The sequence below is a fragment of the Acinetobacter sp. YH12064 genome (genome assembly GCF_013419735.1).
In the GTDB taxonomy this organism is placed as follows: Bacteria; Pseudomonadota; Gammaproteobacteria; order Pseudomonadales; family Moraxellaceae; genus Acinetobacter; species Acinetobacter amyesii.
Genome location: NZ_VOZP01000008.1, coordinates 117138 through 134013 on the forward strand (window position 1 = coordinate 117138; position 16876 = coordinate 134013).

Here is a 16876-nt window from a genome sequence, read left to right on the forward strand (position 1 = left end):
TACGCTGATCGATGCTAAATATAAAGGACACTTGAATTACATGCGTATTAAACATTTAACGCTTTCACTTTTTTTTGCAGGTTTAAGTACAAGCCTCTTTGCTCAACCTGTATTGGTTAAAACTGAACAAGCCATTGAAGAATATAAATTAGATAACGGTTTTCGTGTGGTTTTGGCGCAAAACGATAAAGAAAGCAAAGTGTTTATGAATACGGTGTATTTCACGGGTTCTTTAAATGACCCTGCGGGCAAAGGTGGTTTGGCACATTTGCTCGAACATTTGGCCTTTAAAGGCACTGAAAATGTCAAGGGTGATGAATTTCAGCGTCGCTTAGACCAATTCACGCTGATGACCAATGCCAGTACGGATTATTATTCAACGAAATACACCAATGTGATTCGTCCTGAACAAAGTTCAATCGATCAAGTTTTGCATTTGGAAGCAGAACGGATGGACAAATTGGTACTTCAGGAAAAATTTGTACCGACAGAAATTGATATCGTTAAGCGTGAACGTGAAATTCGTTTAGATCAGCCATTTTCAGTGTTAATCGACCAAGTTTTAAAAGAAGCCTATGGCAATCAATCTTTAGGTCGTTTACCGATTGGTGATTTGAAAGAACTTCAATCGATTAATATGAACGAATTAAACCAGTTCTATCGCCGTTGGTATGCGCCAAATAATGCAGTGATGGTGATTTCTGGTAAGTTTGATAAAGCGGCTGTATTAAAACAAATTGATCAACAATTTAGCCCAATTGCCGCACGTCAAATTCCTGAACAGGCCAAAGTCCCTAAATTAGATGGAACGAAATTAAAGCAACGCGAATTTACTGTTCATAAGGGTAGTGACTTTGGCAAATTTAATATTTATATAAATGGTGCAGTTGAACCGATTAAAACTGCTTTGGCGATATCTCCAACCTTGTATACCTTACAGCCGAGTGGGCATTTGTATCAAAGCATGGTAGAAACAGGGACAGCAACCGCAGTTCAATCCACCACATGGTTAGATAAAGATTTTAATTTGGTGTTTATGGGGGCGATATATGGCCCAAGTCATGATGCAAACAAAGTGGCAACCAGTCTTGCACAAGGTGTGGAGCAGAACAAAGCCTTTAATGACGTCGAGCTAAACCGTGTTAAAAGCCTGACTCGAAATATGGCTGACAATGTCAAAAATAGCGCAACAGCACTTGGCGAGCATCTTAGTTCTTATACTGTGGCTTATAACGGGGACTGGTCTCAATATTTCCGAGACTTAGATAAAGTACAAAAGCTGAGTGTAAGCGACGTGAATCAAGTGTATGAGGATTTTCTAAAGCCCGAATACCGTGTCACAGGAAATATTCTACCGACACCTGTAGACCAGAAGAAAGCACAGCAACAGGCTGCGTCAAAACCTGCTGAAACTTTAGATCAGCAAGCGCCTGCAGAAGAGCCATTGAAAGATGCGAGTGTTTATCGTGCTGAAGTGAAGCAATATGTTGCAGAGTCTAAGCAATATTTAAATCAGAAAGAAAAGCAGATTCAGCGCGCTAAATTTAAAAACGGCATTCAGTATGCGTTGTTTCCAACTAAAACCCGTGACGACAAGACCTATGCTACGATTGCATTGGATTTTGGTACAGCGCAAAGCTTAATGAATAAAGGTGAGTTGCTAGATTTGACAGCTTATCTCATGTTCCGTGCATCTAAAGATCAAAGTTTACAGCAAATTGCCGATAAAATTATTGATGTTGGTGGTGGTGCAACGGTCAGTGCAAATGATAATGGCCTCATAATTCAAGTGGTTGCACGTAAAGAAAAGTTTGCTGAATTTTTGCAATATGTCATTGATGTTATTAAAGCGCCAGCATTTGAACAATCACAATTTGATTTAATCAAAGCGCAAAGTTTGTCGAGTTTGGATCGACCTTATACAGAGCCGGATACCGTTGCTGCAATGACTCTGTCGCGTATTGTTGAGATCTATCAGCCGGGGGATATTCGTTATCACTTCGAACCTGAACTTGCGAAAAAACAAATTGAGTCAGCTACACGTGATCAAGTGCAGCAGTTACATCAAAAATTCTTTAAAACACAGCATGCACAAATTGCGGTAACAGGTGATTTTGATACCAAGCAAATAGAAAAAATTCTGAAAAAAGAATTTGCAGATTGGAAAACCAGCGAGCCATATCAACGCTTAGAGTCTACATTTACAGCGTATCCTGCACAGAAAGTGCATGCATTGTCTGAACAGCGTGAGTTTGGTAGTTACCAAGCCATTATGACTCTACCTGTAGGTGTAGAGCATACCGATTCTCCTGCGCTACAAGTATTACGCCACATACTTGGTGATTCACAATTATCTTCACGTCTAGCTCAAGAGTTACGTGAAAAGAATGCACTGGTTTATGGTTTTAGTGCAGACATTAATTTTGATGAATGGGTGAATTCAGGTGTACTGAGTATTGATGCAAACTACACTGCGGGTAAATCAGCACAAGTTTCTCAGTCTGTTCATAAAGTGTTGCAAAACTTATTGAAAAATGGCGTGACGGAACAGGAAGTAGAAGCAGCCAAAGCCAGTATTTTGAAAAAGCGTTTAACTGCACTTGAAGATGACCGTCGCATTCATAGTATGTTGATTCCACAGTTAGAAAAAGGTCGTGATTTAAACTATCGTGAAAAGCGTGATCAACACATTGCTAGTTTGACCAAAGCGGATGTTAATGCTGTCATCAAAAAATATATTCAACCTGAGCGTTTGGTTGAGGTGATGGCTGACCAATATGGTCAAGCTGTAAAATCTACTCAAAAATAAACTTAATAAAAAATCCTCCAGATGGAGGATTTTTTTTGAGCTAGAATGGATAACTTGATAGCGAGATTTTCTTAACGAACTTATAGGCGGTAGAACTGACGGGCATTTTGTTGGAAGACTAAAGTCAGTGCATCAGGATCATAACTTGCCACCGCATCTGAAAATGCGTCAATAATATTCACCAAAGATGCACTCACACTATCCATCGGGAAGTTTGAGCCAAACATCACACGGTATTTCCCAAAGCATTGTAGAGCATGCGAAATAAGCGGGAAGGCACAATCGAAAATCTCTTGTTTAGATGCAAGGCGTTGTTCTTTATGAAACTGATGACCCAGCACCGGCATGAATAATCCAGACATTTTGGTATAAACATTTGGGCAACTTGCCAGTTCAGCTAAATCATCTTTCCAACGAAACAAGATATTGTCACGTGAAGTTTGGGTTAAGCCTGTATGTGAGCCGACAGGTCCAAAGGCACCGACAGGTGTCCCAAAATGATCCAGAACGATAGATGTTTCAGGGAAAGCACGTGCTAAAGCGGTTAAATCACGAATTTGGTCTGAATAAACCCATGCATCAAAACTTAAATTCATTTGAGCAAGAGCTTCAAAACCTTTCATAAATTTTTTATTGGTATAGAGATGGGGCTCATTGGTCCATGCATGAACTTTTGGGTCTTCATGTACAGCTGCCATTTTTCGTATGCCACGAAAATGTGGGGAGGCTTGTTTATGCATTTTAAGAATTTTCTTAAAACTACTGTCACATGGGTCTGCAGTGCCGACTATGGCGCCAAGTTTAATTTTTTGAGCGTTAAAGTCTAAGGATTCAATGAACTTGGTTTCACCAACTACCCCTTTACCTTTATGGTCATGCCAGCTCGCTTCTACATGTACGATTTGATCGACCTGATAATGTCCTGCATCTTGCTTATAATTTTCAGGCAAATACGGTGTCGTCACATGTTTGGTCAAACCAACTGTGTCAATTAACTCTTGCGGCTTAACTAAGCGCATCATTTTGTCGAGCAAGTAGGGATGTTTACCCAATAATTTCACGGCAAGTGAAGCGGCATGTGGGGTATTGTACGGATCCCATTGATGTATATGTGAATCCACGATGGCAAAATCGAGCGTCTGCATTGCTATCCTTGTCCTTAAAACCATGTCCATTTCTTGCGTATTTCATTGTATTTTCGAATACGCGAGGCACTGAAAATAGCATGAATGATGAAAATACAACGTTATGACTAAATATTAAATCAAAGCTTTGTGAAAGAGAAGTTGTATAAAAAAAGCCCCGAAGGGCTTTTGATTAATGCTGATGATCGTGGTCGTGATCATGCTTATTTGCATGGAATTCTTCGTTATGACGGAAGCGAAGATAGTTTTCAAACTGTTCGCAATATTCATCATAATTATCTTCAAGCATCATTTGAAATTGTTGAAGAATATAAGACATCACTTGATCTTTGGCATCACGCATTTCTTTGCCATCTTTGAAGCCATTTGCAGCAACCCAAGTATTAAAACGAGCGGTACCAAATAACATGGCAGCGCTCACTTGACCGCGCATTTCTGCCGGTTTGACTTGAGAACCTTTTTCAACACGACAAAATTCATTGGCTTGTTTAATAAATTCATCCGCACGTTCAAAGAAAGCTGCATTCAACGCTTCTTCTTCGGTTACATCAGTAGCTTCAATCTTTTGAACCATGAATGTGTCCTAGCATAAAAATCTAATGCAGTATTATAGGCAAAGCCTTGCAGAAACTAAACCTTTGACTTAATCTAAAAAAATAGCCTAAGTAAAGTGTAATACCCCATGCAAGATGCAATCGCAGTGCAAAGTCTGAAAAGTGATATTGCATTACTTCGACAAAATGTTTGGCCGCCCTCAACCTTAGCCAATGTAGAGGGGCTGCCCATTTATTATGGTACAGCGTCTGAAGTAGCCGAATATTATGCGCAGTGGACTGGCTTAATTGAACGTGCTCAGGACTTATTTCAGCCCTTTATGGAAGATGAAGTCCTCGATGCAGTCCATTTGCCGAGTCATTTGAATCTGCCGCTTTTTTATTTTCACGTGGATCGTATTCGAATCAACAAAACACGTGCGAAAGAATCTAAAACCTTTCGTGGTATTGCCAGCTTAGTTGAAAAATGTGGGCAATTTGAAGCAGATCAAATTCAAGCGATGCGACTATGGCTAGACGGCGATGATACGGCAGCTTTGGTCGCACACCGTGAATTTATTGACCTCAGAACCTATGTATTTCAACATGGACAAAGTGAATACACCCGTACCCGTTTTTATGTGAATGGCATTGTTCTCAGTGTCGAAAACGACTTTAAATTGGTGGATGCCCGTGATAAACCACGTAAAGCCCGTAGTGATAGCTATAGCGACCCTTTAGCCGATAACAATACGTGGAAAATCTTTGGGAAATATCGTTAATCAAATGTATTGACGATATCACTTAGAGCGTGGACTTAGTTCGCTGTACAAGGAAGCTTCGGGTTATTTAATCCACGTCCTAAAGTGAATATAGCCACTATGGCAGATGCGACAAAGATCATCACCGAATACAATAAGGTATTGGCATTAAAATGATCAACAATATAGCCGCCAAACAGTGAGCCACACGCAATCATTAGTTGGAAAATACCAATAAACAGTGGCATGCCTTTTTCAACAGCTTCAGGGGCATGTACAAACATCCAGATATTGGCCGTTGTAGGAAATGCCCCAAAGGCGAAACCCCATAATGCGGTTAAAAGATATGCACCAAATAAATGAACTGCAAAGTGTGGAAAGCTAAAAAATACCACGATAAAACTGAAGGCAACAAAAGCAAGGGTATAGCGGACATTGATGTTACTGCTATAACCCGCAAATAAATTACCAAAGAAACCGGCTATACCGTAGATCAATAATAATGAACTGATGGTGGTCGCATCAAAGCCTGCATGATTCTTAAAAAATGGGGCGAGATAGCTATAAGAAGAAAAATGAGCAAAACCAATTAATAAAATAATAATGAGGCCTTTACGTGCTTTATCATGTTGAATCAGTGCAGGTAAATCACTAAATCGAATAGCCGATGTCGGTGGAAGTTTTGGGAGAAATTTGATTTCTAAAACTAAAATGATGATTCCGATTGCTGCAATGATTTGAAATGCACTACGCCAACCTAACCAGTCACTCAGCCATGTACCTAGTGGAACACCTAATACCGTCGCTAGGGTAACACCTGCCATGACGATCGCAGTGGCTTTGGCTATGGCGAGATGACTGGGTGCGACACGTCCACTCAAGGCTATGGCTGTTGCCCAAAATCCACCGATAGCAATACCCAATAGAAAACGGCTAAACAACAACAGCGCAAAGCTTTCTGCGAAGCCAGTTATAAAATTAGAAATGACCATAATCACGGTTAAGGCAATCAGTAAGATACGACGGTCAAGTTGCTTCACAGCAACAGACACCAGGGGCGCTGCGATCGCACCCATAATGCCAGGGAGGGTAATCACCCAACCTGCGGTACCTACACTAATCTTTAAATCTTGAGCAATGGCATTTAACACACCAATAGGTAAAAACTCACTGGTGACAAGGGTGAAAGCTGTAATGGCAACCGTGAGGATTGCAAACCAATTCCCTTGATTGGGAGAAGATTCATCAGGCTGCTGCGTCAACTGTTTATCTGGTTTTAAAGCTGTAGCATGCGGATTCATAGCGTTACACCTTAATTATTAATTTAATAGTGACTGTTATAAAAATAAATTATTTGATTAAATTGTGAGCGTCAATTATTTTATTAGTGAACGTTATAAAATATAAATGTTAGCTTATGATGAATGATTCAAAGCAAGAAAATCAGCACGCTAATCCAGCCGATTCGGTCAAGAAGCGTGGACGACCTAAATGTTTTAATGAACAGCAAGCCTTGGAAAAGGCGATGATGTTGTTTTGGCAATTTGGCTATGAAGGAACGTCCATCAGTGATTTAACTCAAGCTTTGAATATCACCGCACCTAGCCTATATGGCACATTTGGCGACAAAACGGCGCTTTTTGAAAAATGTATTGAATACTATAGTGAACACGAAGTTCAGCCTGCAGAAAAAATTCTACAAGCAGGTCAAACGGCTAAAATTGCGATGGAATTGTACCTATATGACAGTATTCAGCATTTGGTACAAGCCAATAAACCTAAAGGTTGTATGGTGGTGGTGGCAACAATGAATTGTTCACAGCAAAACCAAACCGTACAAGAACAGCTCAAACAACGTCGTGCCTATACTAAAACAAAAATTATGGATCGGCTCGCTATAGGCGTGCAAAATTCGGAAATTGAAAGTTTGGCTCATGCAGAGCAATTGACTGATTTTTATATGACCTTATTGCAAGGGATGACCATACAAGCACGTGATGGTATGGCCCTGACGCAATTACAGCGTATGGTGAGTAATGCGATGAAATCATGGGGATTATTAGCACAAGGTCAAATCAGTATGGATTATGAATTAAACCCCAATAGCAGCGTAGCCTTAAGGCAATTTTCTTAGTTTTTTAAATGACTGTTATACAAAAACAATTTTTTGACGCTTATTTGCAGGGATGAATTTTAATGTCGCCCAATTCCATCACACTGATATAACCATCAACCGCAATTAAATTGTCACTTTGACTCGATAGAGTTAGACATTCTCCAGACTTGACGCTGGATAGTAGCTGACCTTGCTGCGGATTCAAGTTCATACTGTAAATACTCAGTGTGCCAGCATCGGTTTTGATTTGGTAAGACTCATCACCATAGTCCTCATTATTATTGCGCAGGACTTTAAAGGTTCGTCGTGTCTGATCAAAGTTTTGAGTTGGAGAAAGCGGCTTTTCTACTTGTAAGGATGCCGTGCGCCTTAATTCGGTGCTTTGCACAGGCTTATGTTGTTCACTACAAGCACTTAGTAATGGGAAAAGGATAAATATAAGTGAAAATGAAAATAGGGGATGAATTACAGGTATGTGACTATTCAACATAAAACCACCCTGAATCTAATTTTTCAGATAGCTTATTTTAAAAGTTTTTATCCAGAAAACAAAAATAATAGCTTCTCAAAATATTTCAATGTAACTGAGTCAAACTAAAGAAATGATGAATTGAAATTAACCGACTTTGAATCTGAATGTTCAACAAATGAATATCTATACGACAATGTGGGATGCAAATAAAAAGGGAGACTCATTGAATCTCCCTTTTTGATTTTACTTAATGAGTTTTCGACTCACCAGGAATTGTTCTGTCGCTTCTAATAGCTTATCAGCATAAACCTCTAGTTTTGCCGTCAACCAACCGAGAACAAACCAATCGCTAGCTTCCAGCTCTGTTTGCTGAATATACTGTGCAGAAGAGGAAAGGACTTGGTATTCCTGTGCCGCAACTTGTGCATCATTGAGTGCTTTACTGTATTTCTGCAAATTTTTTACATCGTAAATCGACGTCAAAACTGGGAAGCTAAATTTAAGCTCTTGTATGCGTTGAGAAAGCACGTCTAAGCTTTCAAAATTGTTAATGTCGGCATCATTTAAAGACTCTTGGAGGGCTTTATATTGGTTTTGCAGGGTTGTTTGAGCATACCATTTAAAATCATGTTGCTGCGGCGCATCATCGAATTTCAAACTAAACATTAAAAGCTCAAGATAATGATGTACATTTTGAGTCGATTTAACCAAATTGCCTAACTTCTCTTTGCAATACAAAATATCTTTAGTTAAATTTTCTGAAGTCGTTGGGTTTTGTAAAAAGCCACCCAAGGTATTTTGCATGTGTTCAAAATGGTGTAATTGTTCAAATTGCTGCTTAAATGCGCCTAATTGCACAGCCCATTTTTCAACGATATCACTGTTCCAATCTTTAAATAGCGAAATGGTTAATTGTAAATGATGGAGTGCTTTCTGAGCTTGTGTAATGTGCTCAGCCTGAGCCACACCTGCAGAAATTGCGGCAATATTAGGCAGAAGATGCTGCATTTCCTGTGCAATTAAAAGTCGTAAGTTTTTTGCGGCAGTGTCTTTTTTACTGAGTTGAAATTCTTTAGCCTCAACTGCTGGACTCACAGTTTGATTAAACGCCAGCAAATTCCCGATTTCCGCTTTACTGCGGACATCTAACCATAAATGATACTTTTTAACCCATTCGAAACTAAAGGCAAGGAGTGATTGAATAGAGCCATTTTTAAGCTCAAATTCAACTTCATGAACTTCTGTTTCTGTGCTGTTGCTGCGGATACAGCCGACATCTAAGCTAACTTCGATCTTGGCATCTTCAAACTCTATGACGCGATAAGTTCTGAGAATATCTGTTTCAAACTGAAGTTGTAACGAATCCTGCTGATCGCCTAAAGTGGTTTTTAAAACTGACTGAACTTCAGCTTCATTGGCATAGACCGATAAATCTAGGGCAGGAGCTTGTTCTTGCTCGCCCAAATCAAGATTATGTTCAAACCGTTCAATGTGGCTTTTACCTGCAGCTTTCAAGGTTTGAATCCAACGCGTTCCCTCTAGACGTTGACGCAAGGCTGCATGCTGCTGTGCCATTTTCCGATCTGGGGTATCAAAATATTTAGCTTTAAGTTGAATTTGTTCCGATTTTTTTGGATCGAGTGCTTTTAATAATGCAGTTCGACGTGCTTCTGGAATCTGGAACTTTAATTCAACTTCAACCATGGTTTTCTGTCCTGATGTCACAACTTCATGATCTGGCATGAAGCGATCTTTAAATTTTTATAAAAATGAAAAACTAAAATGCGCGTAAATTTTCTATCAGCTAAACGCGTATCGATTGTAGCGAAAAACAGTTGAGAAGTAAGACTTGACGGATTTGAAAACTCAGCTTTGGGACTAAGAAAAGTTTTAAAAGATGGATATTCCATCAATTGTATAATTCACAATGGTTCGATTTTCATGGGATCAAAATAAAATTTTACGCCTTTAAAGTGGGAGAGTTTTAAGCTATGTTGGTTAAAATAAGTTCAGGATGAGCACAACATGAATTCACAAGTACAACCCGAGTTTAATCGAGATTTAAAGCCCGAATTTCAGTTACCTATTCGTGAGTATTCGCAATTTTATCGGTTTTATTTGACTGAACATCGAAATATCATGAGTCGACGTTTACATGTCACCGGCAGCAGTATAGGTCTCTATTTTTTTGCAAAAGCAATTTTAAAAAAACAACCGAAATATTTTGCTTATGGTCTGGTTTCAGGCTATGCCTGTGCATGGGTCGGACATTTTTTCTTTGAAAAAAATAAGCCAGCTAGTTTCAAGCAACCTTTGTACAGTTTTATTTCCGATTGGCGCATGCTGTCTGATATTGTGAAGGGGAACTTAAGCTTAAAAGACCGCAATTTAGATAAGATTGATAGTTAATTGTTTATTAATCAAACGCTTAATTTTTATGGATATGGGTGTGATTTTTTTGAGTAAATGACTTGCAAAATTAGAGTGATTAGTCTAATAATGTTCATATTGTTTATTTACTCCTTATCTAAAACATGAATAGTCGATAAACCCCAGTTTTCCGAGCCTAGAGTGACCTTCTCTAGGCTTTTTTTATGGCCTTAGAAAAGTCTATTGTTTGAAATATATAACAATAAAAACTTTTATAAAATAGGTTAGACTTTTTGATGCTCTGAACGCTCCCCAAAACGTTTCTTACCAAGCACCAAAAAGTCTAATAGGTTACACATTTTTATTTTTATAAAAGTGTTGTGTTTTTATGCGCTGCGTTTTGAGTTCTTCTGGTGCACTATTAAATAATTTGTATCAGTTTTGTTCTATACCTGAAAATAGGTATTTTTTGCCATTTTCTACAGAAAATTCAATTAAACATTTATATAAGCAGTCCTGTGAAAAGGAATATAACTTTCTCAGCAGCAAAGCATTAAAATTTTATATCCCAAGCAACATTTCATAGACCTAATCGTTATAATATTCAAAAGTTTTAAGTTGTGATTGAACTATGCGTGGTTTATACCTCATTACCAATGATGATCCAATCGAATTGCTTTTAGCCAAGCTTGAAGGCGCGATGGCAACTTATGAAGTTGCTGTTTTGCAATATCGTCGTAAAAAAGTGGCAAAGGAAGATCAGGCTTATGAAATTGAGTACATGAAAAATATGTGTAATCAGTACAAAGTGCCTTTTGTCATTAATGACGATCTAGAAGCTGCAGTTCAATATGGTGTGGGTGTCCATTTAGGGCAAGATGACGGTTCAATTGCTGAAGCTGTAACACGCTTACCTAAAAATGTTTTGATCGGTCGAAGCTGTAATAACTCTTTAGAACTGGCTGAGCAGGCAATTGCAGACGGTGCAAACTATGTGGCTTTTGGTGCCATTTTTGCAACTGAAACTAAGCCTGAAGCAGGCAATATTGGCTTAGAAACGCTAAAACAAGCCAAAGCGAAACTAAATGTACCTATTTGTGCAATTGGTGGTTTAACTGTAGAAAATTCAGCAGAAGTCATTGAAGCAGGTGCTGATCTTTGTGCTGTGATTAGTGATGTATTAGGTCGTTCAATGTCTGCTGTTAGCAGTCGTGTTTATGAATGGTCTGAGCTTTTTGCTGAACAAGCTTAATTTTATTTTTTAGATTGAATAAGTAGAGAATTTTTATGAGCTTATCTGCTAAGCAAGAACAATTATTTAAACAAGCCAGCAAGCATATTCCTGGCGGTGTAAACTCTCCTGTACGCGCATTTAATGGTGTAGGCGGTACACCGGTATTTATCGAAAAAGCGCAAGGTGCATATCTCTATGACGTAGACGGAAAACGCTATGTCGACTATGTCGGCTCTTGGGGCCCAATGATTTTAGGTCATGCGCAGCCCGACATTATCAAAGCAGTTCAAGACGCGGCTGTTGATGGTTTGAGTTTTGGTGCGCCAACCGTTCATGAAACAACTTTGGCGGATATTATTTGCGAAATTATGCCGTCTATTGAATTGGTTCGTATGACCAACTCAGGGACTGAAGCAACGATGACTGCTATCCGTTTAGCTCGTGGTTATACGGGGCGTGACAAGATTGTAAAATTTGAAGGCTGCTACCATGGTCACTCAGACTCACTTTTAGTGAAAGCAGGTTCTGGTCTTTTAACTAAAGGTGAAGGCGAAGCAACTTCGGCCGGTGTACCTGCTGATTTTGCCAAACACACTTTAACCCTGCCATATAACGATATTCCCATGCTGAAAGAATGCTTTGCAAAGTTCGGTTCAGAAATTGCTGGTGTAATTGTCGAGCCAGTTGCAGGCAACATGAATTTGGTGAAACCAATTGACGGTTTCTTACAAGCCATTCGCGATGTATGTGATGAACATGGTTCTGTCTTCATCATTGACGAAGTAATGACAGGTTTCCGTGTCGGTCTTGGCGGTGCGCAAGCGCATTACGGTGTAACGCCTGACTTGACCACTTTAGGCAAGATTATTGGTGCTGGCCTGCCTGTGGGTGCATTTGGCGGCAAGCGTGAAGTGATGGAATGCATTGCACCTCTTGGCAAGGTTTATCAAGCAGGTACATTGTCTGGTAACCCATTGGCTATGCGTGCCGGTATTGAGATGTTTAAACATCTGCGTAAGCCGGGCTTCTATGAAACTTTGACTGAAAAATTGGCAGGTTTGCTTGCTGGTTTACAGGCAGCTGCAGACGAAGCGGGCATTCCGTTCTTTACGCAGCAAGTGGGCGGCATGTTCGGTATTTATTTCACTGATCAAACTGAAATTACTGGTTTTGATTCAATTTTGAAATGTGATGTAGATGCTTTCCGTACTTTCTTCCACGGCATGTTACAGCGCGGTGTAAACTTAGCGCCTTCAGCATTTGAAGCAGGTTTCTTCTCAAGCGCGCATAGCGATGAAGATATTGCATTTACCATTGAAATGGCGAAAGAAGTTTTTGCCGAAATGAAGTAATTTTCATTTAAATCGGTAAATTCTGCTTTAGAATAAAGCCCGCAGCCTGCTGTGGGCTTTTTTGTTGTTTTAAGTTCGGCTTTTTAAGAAAAGGATTTTTAAATGAAAACCAAGCATTATTTAACTTTGGCAGATGCAGAATTTTTACTAAACACAGCACATGCTTATGCAGTAGAAAATGGCTTTAATGTCAGCATTGCGGTAATGGATGAAACAGGCAATTTATTGGCAATGAAGCGTATGGATGGTGCATCGCCAATGACAGCAAATCTATGCTTAGAAAAAGCCAAATGTTCTGCGATTAGTCGCCGTCCTTCAAAATTATTTGAAGACTTGATAAAAGGCGGACAGATGGGTTTCTTAACTATGCAGACGTTTAACGGTATGCTGGAAGGTGGTGAGCCGATTTTGTATGAGGGGCAATTGGTGGGTGCAATGGGTGTGTCTGGAGTAAAGTCTTTTCAGGATGCAGAAATTGCACAGCAGGCGATTGAGAAGTTTTTGGAACAGTAAGACTAAGCATGATCTTGAGTGAAATAGATAATTCAGCCCAATCGATATGTTGGGCTTTTTTTTATTTTGATTTAAATGTCTAGGAACTTCGCCCATAGCATTAAATCGAAATTTTCTAAGATTGAGCCGAAGCATTCAGCATGAAATTGATAAATACTTTGAGTTTAGAAGACTGATAGTTAGACTTTGGATAGAGTAAATAAAAAGGCCGAGTTGTTTGGCTATAAGATTTGAGAACTTCCACCAACGCGCCGCTTTGTAATTCTTGCTCCACTGAAAAGCGGTAGACCTGCATCAGTCCTGCACCAGATTTAGCTAAGATTAAGGTCGAGAGATAATCATCTTTACAGGTAATTTTTCCTTGGACATCAACCATAATTTTTTTGCCTGCATCCATGAGTGACCACGGTCCAGACTTACCCGAACTCGGTAATTCAAACAAAATACATTCGTGATGCTGTAAGTCTTGGATGTTCATAGGTGCAGGGTGCCTTTTCAAATATTCAGGTGTAGCCACAATGCATAATGCAGCATCTTCAAGTTTACGTGCAATTAAGCCAGAGTCGGTTAACTCATTACCGCGAATCGCAATGTCATAATCATCAGTCACTAAATTTACATTATGGTTGCTGACATGAATCTCGAGCTTAATATGTGGAAACAGTTCGGTAAACTTAGCCATTTTAGGCAGCAGACGATAATGTGCATAAGCTGTGGGCACGCTAATTTTCAGTAAGCCGATGGGGTGTTCCTGTTCACCGCTGATTTGCATTTCACCTTCGAGTAGGCTGTTAAGGGCTTGTTTGCAAAAATAATAATAATGCTGCCCAGCATCGGTAATTTTAAGTTGGCGTGTAGTGCGGACAAATAGCTTTACCCCCAAATTTTGCTTCTAAGCGTGATATCGCTCTGCTGACTGCGGCAGGAGAAATGCCTGCTGCAATTGCTGCAGCAGAGAAACTTTTCTTTTCCACGGTTAAACAAAACAATTCAAGACTGCCGATTTGTAGATCATCATAGTGACGCAGCATAATATTTCTATTTATTAATTACACGATGTAATAAGTAAATTAAATTTGAAGGTCTTTTTCAAGAATTTATTTTCGATAAAGTGGGTTTAACAGCTGATTCAGCACTGGCTGAGAGCAATTATTTATACAACTCCACAACGAATATCGGAGATACATATGGCGACTCTCAACTACGAAACAGGCCCGATTCAGGCAGAAGCAGCGTTTACTTCAGACTTCCCAGTTGCAAGTGAAATCAAGATGCATGATTTAGTGAATATGCAGGAAATTGAACGTCGCACCATGGATGTGCGCCCGGGCATGCGCCACAAATATATGCCACTTGGTTTTGACCGTTTTAGTGGTGCGCTTTGGACTGGTGGACGCTACTTATTTGATACTTGGGAAAATGTAAAAGATTATGAGCGTTTCACCAGTGAAGAATTGGAATTTGAGCCGGATGTAAAGTTTTGGAGCCGTCCATTTTTCTTGAATGTACAGCGAAATATTTGGCGTGTTGCTGGTGCTCATGATTTTAAACCCTTAGCAACATCACATCATGTTGTGCGTTTTGAACGGTTTTCTACACAGCATGATCAGTTAGATCAGCTGCTAAAAGAGGTTTGGCCGACTTTGCGAGAGCAAGCGCAGGCGCTAGGTTTGTCCAGTGCTTGGCTGATGTTTAATCAAGATGAAAAGCAAGTCAGTATTGTGACTGTGGCTGCCAAAGTGGATACAGGTAATGCGGCTGAAGATAGCATTAAGGCTTTGGCTAAACTTGAAAGCATGAGCTCTTTGAGTGAATTGTTACCTTCTGAGTTAGAGTTAACGCCACTATTCGACCGAACCAATCCAATACTTGCACAGTGGCTGCCTCTATCTCGTGTTGCAGGCGGTGAACCTTCGGCACATCCGATGTCACCACCATTGGCGGCACCTACCGTCGAACCACAAAAATAAATACGATAAGCTGACAGGGGTCGTGCTCTTGTCAGCATTCATATTGTAGTAAAACAGTCTAGAAAATGTGGTCGTTTGAAGTATCAGGGTTTATTAGGGTACTATAAGTGCTAGTTTTATATGCTATGTAATATACTGATTTAGGAATTACATTAAATAATGTAATTCTTGATGCGATGTATATTAGGGATGAGCTGCAGCGATACATATATTTTACAATTATGAGTATTGATGTATCTCGAATATTGTTTGGGGATGAAAAGAATATTAAAGAAATTATCGTAAAATAAAAAAATGATATTTGAAGAAAAATATCTATATTTGAAAATTTTTTATGCTCATTTAAAAAAGAATGGACGTTATACAAATTAAAATAAATGGAAAGCTATGGACTCAAAAGAATTAGCTCATCTGCTCAAAAAAGGAATTATTAACGAAAACCTAGAAATTTATAAAGGATTGTTCACAGACTACTCACCATCAGAAATAAAAGATCCTTATTTTATTGATGCAATAAGTTTTTTTAATAATTTGCCAGACGAACATAAGAGAATTTTTTTTCAATCTTACGACAAGTAATGATTGATTCAATTAGTAATGTATTGGGTGTTATTGATGGCAGCTCAAGTTTAGAAGAGCACGATGGTGATTTTTCTTTGCTGTATGAGGGTAAGTCACTTGAATATTTACAAGATTATTTTTTATCCCAATTTGAATAAAACCAAAACTTAGGTTTATCTAATAAACTTAATAGAATTAAAAAAATATATAAGTTTAAAGTTGACCAAAAAGTAAATCATCAGTAGCCGAAAGTCACCTTCAGATATGATTCTGCGTTAGCATATCAATTGTTCCAACTTGAGTTATGTACCGAGTCTGTATGCTTTATCCCATGCCTAAAAAAATCCAATTTTCACCATCTCAAGCAAAATGGCAGCTGTCTTCAACACAGTCAGTATTGGTATTAGCAGGACTGCAAAACTTACGCATGCAGCAGGGCATACAAGATACGCAGTTGATGGAAAATTTGATCCAGCTGACCAATAAAGCCAAAGCCTTAGAGATTCCTATTGTCGATTTATATGGCGATGATTTACTTCAAGGCATGCAGCAGCTCGGTGAATATGCAACCATACACCCTCAGCTCATCTTTGCAGGGCAAATCACGCCTATGCTGAAACAGATCTTGCTGTATCTATATAGGGTAACAGAGCAAATCTGTATTGTTGATGACGCAATTGTGCTGAATAATCAGGAACAGCATATTCAGTGGGTGGACTCCATGTCAGGCCAAGGTATTCATCATATGAGTAGTTATAATTTGATGCGGCTTTGGAATCTGTCAGCGCCAACGGAATTCGTTTTGTCAGCCAAAGGCATATTATTGGCTATTGCAGAGCAGCTAGATATGGAGGCATTGGAAATAGATCCCTTAACCGATTTACGCAGTTATGGGCTTGATTCCGTTGCCATGGTCAGCTTAATTGGTTTGTGGCGTGCCAATGGTGCAAACATCCGTTATGAAGACTTTTTAGATGATGCAAGTTTAAAAGCATTGCTAGAAAAATTGCTCAGTACAGACTAAACAAAGCCAATTGGAA

The 16876-nt window shown here is 39.2% G+C and carries 18 protein-coding genes; 11 read left to right on the forward strand and 7 right to left on the reverse strand.

Annotation, left to right across the window (positions count from 1 at the left end; translation table 11 throughout):
- Positions 1–40: 40 nt before the first annotated feature.
- Positions 41–2809, forward strand: coding sequence for a pitrilysin family protein (locus FTU13_RS10050; RefSeq protein WP_180127868.1), 2769 nt, complete (start codon positions 41–43; stop codon positions 2807–2809).
- An 80-nt stretch (positions 2810–2889) separates the two neighbouring features.
- Here FTU13_RS10050 and FTU13_RS10055 read toward each other — a convergent pair whose 3' ends face one another.
- Together FTU13_RS10055 and FTU13_RS10060 are read right to left on the reverse strand one after the other, a co-directional pair.
- Entirely contained in the window at positions 2890–3954 is a 1065-nt protein-coding gene (locus FTU13_RS10055) for an amidohydrolase (RefSeq protein WP_180111719.1), read from the reverse strand.
- A 172-nt stretch (positions 3955–4126) separates the two neighbouring features.
- A complete protein-coding gene (locus FTU13_RS10060) occupies positions 4127–4528 on the reverse strand; it encodes a DUF3144 domain-containing protein (RefSeq protein WP_078188837.1) in 402 nt (133 codons plus the stop codon).
- A 108-nt stretch (positions 4529–4636) separates the two neighbouring features.
- Here FTU13_RS10060 and FTU13_RS10065 point away from each other — a divergent pair, with 108 nt between their 5' ends.
- Positions 4637–5269 (forward strand): hypothetical protein, encoded by a 633-nt coding sequence (locus FTU13_RS10065; protein WP_111883861.1) that lies wholly within the window; start codon positions 4637–4639, stop codon positions 5267–5269.
- 35 nt (positions 5270–5304) lie between these two features.
- On the opposite strand, the gene FTU13_RS10070 is transcribed toward FTU13_RS10065, so the two are convergent.
- On the reverse strand, positions 5305–6549 hold the full coding sequence (locus FTU13_RS10070) for an MFS transporter (RefSeq protein WP_180127870.1): 1245 nt from the start codon (positions 6547–6549) through the stop codon (positions 5305–5307).
- Between the two features lie 116 nt (positions 6550–6665).
- On the opposite strand from FTU13_RS10070, the gene FTU13_RS10075 reads away from it, so the two are divergent.
- On the forward strand, positions 6666–7382 hold the full coding sequence (locus FTU13_RS10075) for a TetR/AcrR family transcriptional regulator (RefSeq protein ID WP_257226739.1): 717 nt from the start codon (positions 6666–6668) through the stop codon (positions 7380–7382).
- 40 nt (positions 7383–7422) lie between these two features.
- Here FTU13_RS10075 and FTU13_RS10080 read toward each other — a convergent pair whose 3' ends face one another.
- Complete coding sequence (locus tag FTU13_RS10080; RefSeq protein WP_078193600.1) at positions 7423–7854, reverse strand: hypothetical protein; 432 nt, start codon at positions 7852–7854, stop codon at positions 7423–7425.
- Positions 7855–8079: 225 nt separating this feature from the next.
- Positions 8080–9540, reverse strand: a complete 1461-nt coding sequence (locus tag FTU13_RS10085) for an inorganic triphosphatase (protein ID WP_180127980.1) — start codon at positions 9538–9540, stop codon at positions 8080–8082.
- Positions 9541–9861: 321 nt separating this feature from the next.
- On the opposite strand from FTU13_RS10085, the gene FTU13_RS10090 reads away from it, so the two are divergent.
- The 4 genes from FTU13_RS10090 (at position 9862) to FTU13_RS10105 (ending at position 13305) form a co-directional block, all read left to right on the forward strand.
- Complete coding sequence (locus FTU13_RS10090; RefSeq protein WP_180077721.1) at positions 9862–10245, forward strand: DUF962 domain-containing protein; 384 nt, start codon at positions 9862–9864, stop codon at positions 10243–10245.
- A gap of 592 nt (positions 10246–10837) precedes the next feature.
- A complete protein-coding gene (gene thiE / locus FTU13_RS10095; RefSeq protein WP_180077723.1) occupies positions 10838–11458 on the forward strand; it encodes a thiamine phosphate synthase in 621 nt (206 codons plus the stop codon).
- A 35-nt stretch (positions 11459–11493) separates the two neighbouring features.
- Complete coding sequence (gene hemL, locus FTU13_RS10100) at positions 11494–12792, forward strand: glutamate-1-semialdehyde 2,1-aminomutase (protein WP_180127872.1); 1299 nt, start codon at positions 11494–11496, stop codon at positions 12790–12792.
- A 102-nt stretch (positions 12793–12894) separates the two neighbouring features.
- Positions 12895–13305, forward strand: coding sequence for a heme-binding protein (locus FTU13_RS10105; protein WP_180127874.1), 411 nt, complete (start codon positions 12895–12897; stop codon positions 13303–13305).
- 115 nt (positions 13306–13420) lie between these two features.
- Here FTU13_RS10105 and FTU13_RS10110 read toward each other — a convergent pair whose 3' ends face one another.
- Both FTU13_RS10110 and FTU13_RS17645 read right to left on the reverse strand, forming a co-directional pair.
- The gene (locus tag FTU13_RS10110) at positions 13421–14188 is read right to left on the reverse strand and encodes a LysR family transcriptional regulator (protein WP_373423888.1); all 768 of its coding nucleotides are present in this window, start codon (positions 14186–14188) and stop codon (positions 13421–13423) included.
- A complete protein-coding gene (locus FTU13_RS17645) occupies positions 14148–14336 on the reverse strand; it encodes a LysR family transcriptional regulator (protein ID WP_373423887.1) in 189 nt (62 codons plus the stop codon). The genes FTU13_RS10110 and FTU13_RS17645 overlap by 41 nt, the downstream gene beginning before the upstream one ends.
- A gap of 156 nt (positions 14337–14492) precedes the next feature.
- Here FTU13_RS17645 and FTU13_RS10115 point away from each other — a divergent pair, with 156 nt between their 5' ends.
- The 4 genes from FTU13_RS10115 (at position 14493) to FTU13_RS10130 (ending at position 16860) form a co-directional block, all read left to right on the forward strand.
- Positions 14493–15275: a hypothetical protein gene (locus FTU13_RS10115; protein WP_180127876.1), complete on the forward strand. Its 783-nt coding sequence runs from the start codon at positions 14493–14495 to the stop codon at positions 15273–15275.
- Between the two features lie 387 nt (positions 15276–15662).
- Entirely contained in the window at positions 15663–15854 is a 192-nt protein-coding gene (locus FTU13_RS10120; RefSeq protein ID WP_180127879.1) for a hypothetical protein, read from the forward strand.
- Positions 15854–15994: a hypothetical protein gene (locus FTU13_RS10125; RefSeq protein WP_180077730.1), complete on the forward strand. Its 141-nt coding sequence runs from the start codon at positions 15854–15856 to the stop codon at positions 15992–15994. The genes FTU13_RS10120 and FTU13_RS10125 overlap by 1 nt, the downstream gene beginning before the upstream one ends.
- Positions 15995–16155: 161 nt before the next feature.
- Complete coding sequence (locus tag FTU13_RS10130; protein ID WP_180127881.1) at positions 16156–16860, forward strand: phosphopantetheine-binding protein; 705 nt, start codon at positions 16156–16158, stop codon at positions 16858–16860.
- The last annotated feature ends 16 nt before the right edge of the window (positions 16861–16876 follow it).

Coding starts and splice junctions, on each gene's coding strand:
- FTU13_RS10050 (WP_180127868.1), top strand. CDS start 41: ATGCGTATTAAACATTTAACGCTTTCACTTTTTTTTGCAGGTTTAAGT.
- FTU13_RS10055 (WP_180111719.1), bottom strand. CDS start 3,954: ATGCAGACGCTCGATTTTGCCATCGTGGATTCACATATACATCAATGG.
- FTU13_RS10060 (WP_078188837.1), bottom strand. CDS start 4,528: ATGGTTCAAAAGATTGAAGCTACTGATGTAACCGAAGAAGAAGCGTTG.
- FTU13_RS10065 (WP_111883861.1), top strand. CDS start 4,637: ATGCAAGATGCAATCGCAGTGCAAAGTCTGAAAAGTGATATTGCATTA.
- FTU13_RS10070 (WP_180127870.1), bottom strand. CDS start 6,549: ATGAATCCGCATGCTACAGCTTTAAAACCAGATAAACAGTTGACGCAG.
- FTU13_RS10075 (WP_257226739.1), top strand. CDS start 6,666: ATGATGAATGATTCAAAGCAAGAAAATCAGCACGCTAATCCAGCCGAT.
- FTU13_RS10080 (WP_078193600.1), bottom strand. CDS start 7,854: ATGTTGAATAGTCACATACCTGTAATTCATCCCCTATTTTCATTTTCA.
- FTU13_RS10085 (WP_180127980.1), bottom strand. CDS start 9,540: ATGGTTGAAGTTGAATTAAAGTTCCAGATTCCAGAAGCACGTCGAACT.
- FTU13_RS10090 (WP_180077721.1), top strand. CDS start 9,862: ATGAATTCACAAGTACAACCCGAGTTTAATCGAGATTTAAAGCCCGAA.
- thiE (WP_180077723.1), top strand. CDS start 10,838: ATGCGTGGTTTATACCTCATTACCAATGATGATCCAATCGAATTGCTT.
- hemL (WP_180127872.1), top strand. CDS start 11,494: ATGAGCTTATCTGCTAAGCAAGAACAATTATTTAAACAAGCCAGCAAG.
- FTU13_RS10105 (WP_180127874.1), top strand. CDS start 12,895: ATGAAAACCAAGCATTATTTAACTTTGGCAGATGCAGAATTTTTACTA.
- FTU13_RS17645 (WP_373423887.1), bottom strand. CDS start 14,336: ATGCTGCGTCACTATGATGATCTACAAATCGGCAGTCTTGAATTGTTT.
- FTU13_RS10115 (WP_180127876.1), top strand. CDS start 14,493: ATGGCGACTCTCAACTACGAAACAGGCCCGATTCAGGCAGAAGCAGCG.
- FTU13_RS10120 (WP_180127879.1), top strand. CDS start 15,663: ATGGACTCAAAAGAATTAGCTCATCTGCTCAAAAAAGGAATTATTAAC.
- FTU13_RS10125 (WP_180077730.1), top strand. CDS start 15,854: ATGATTGATTCAATTAGTAATGTATTGGGTGTTATTGATGGCAGCTCA.
- FTU13_RS10130 (WP_180127881.1), top strand. CDS start 16,156: ATGCTTTATCCCATGCCTAAAAAAATCCAATTTTCACCATCTCAAGCA.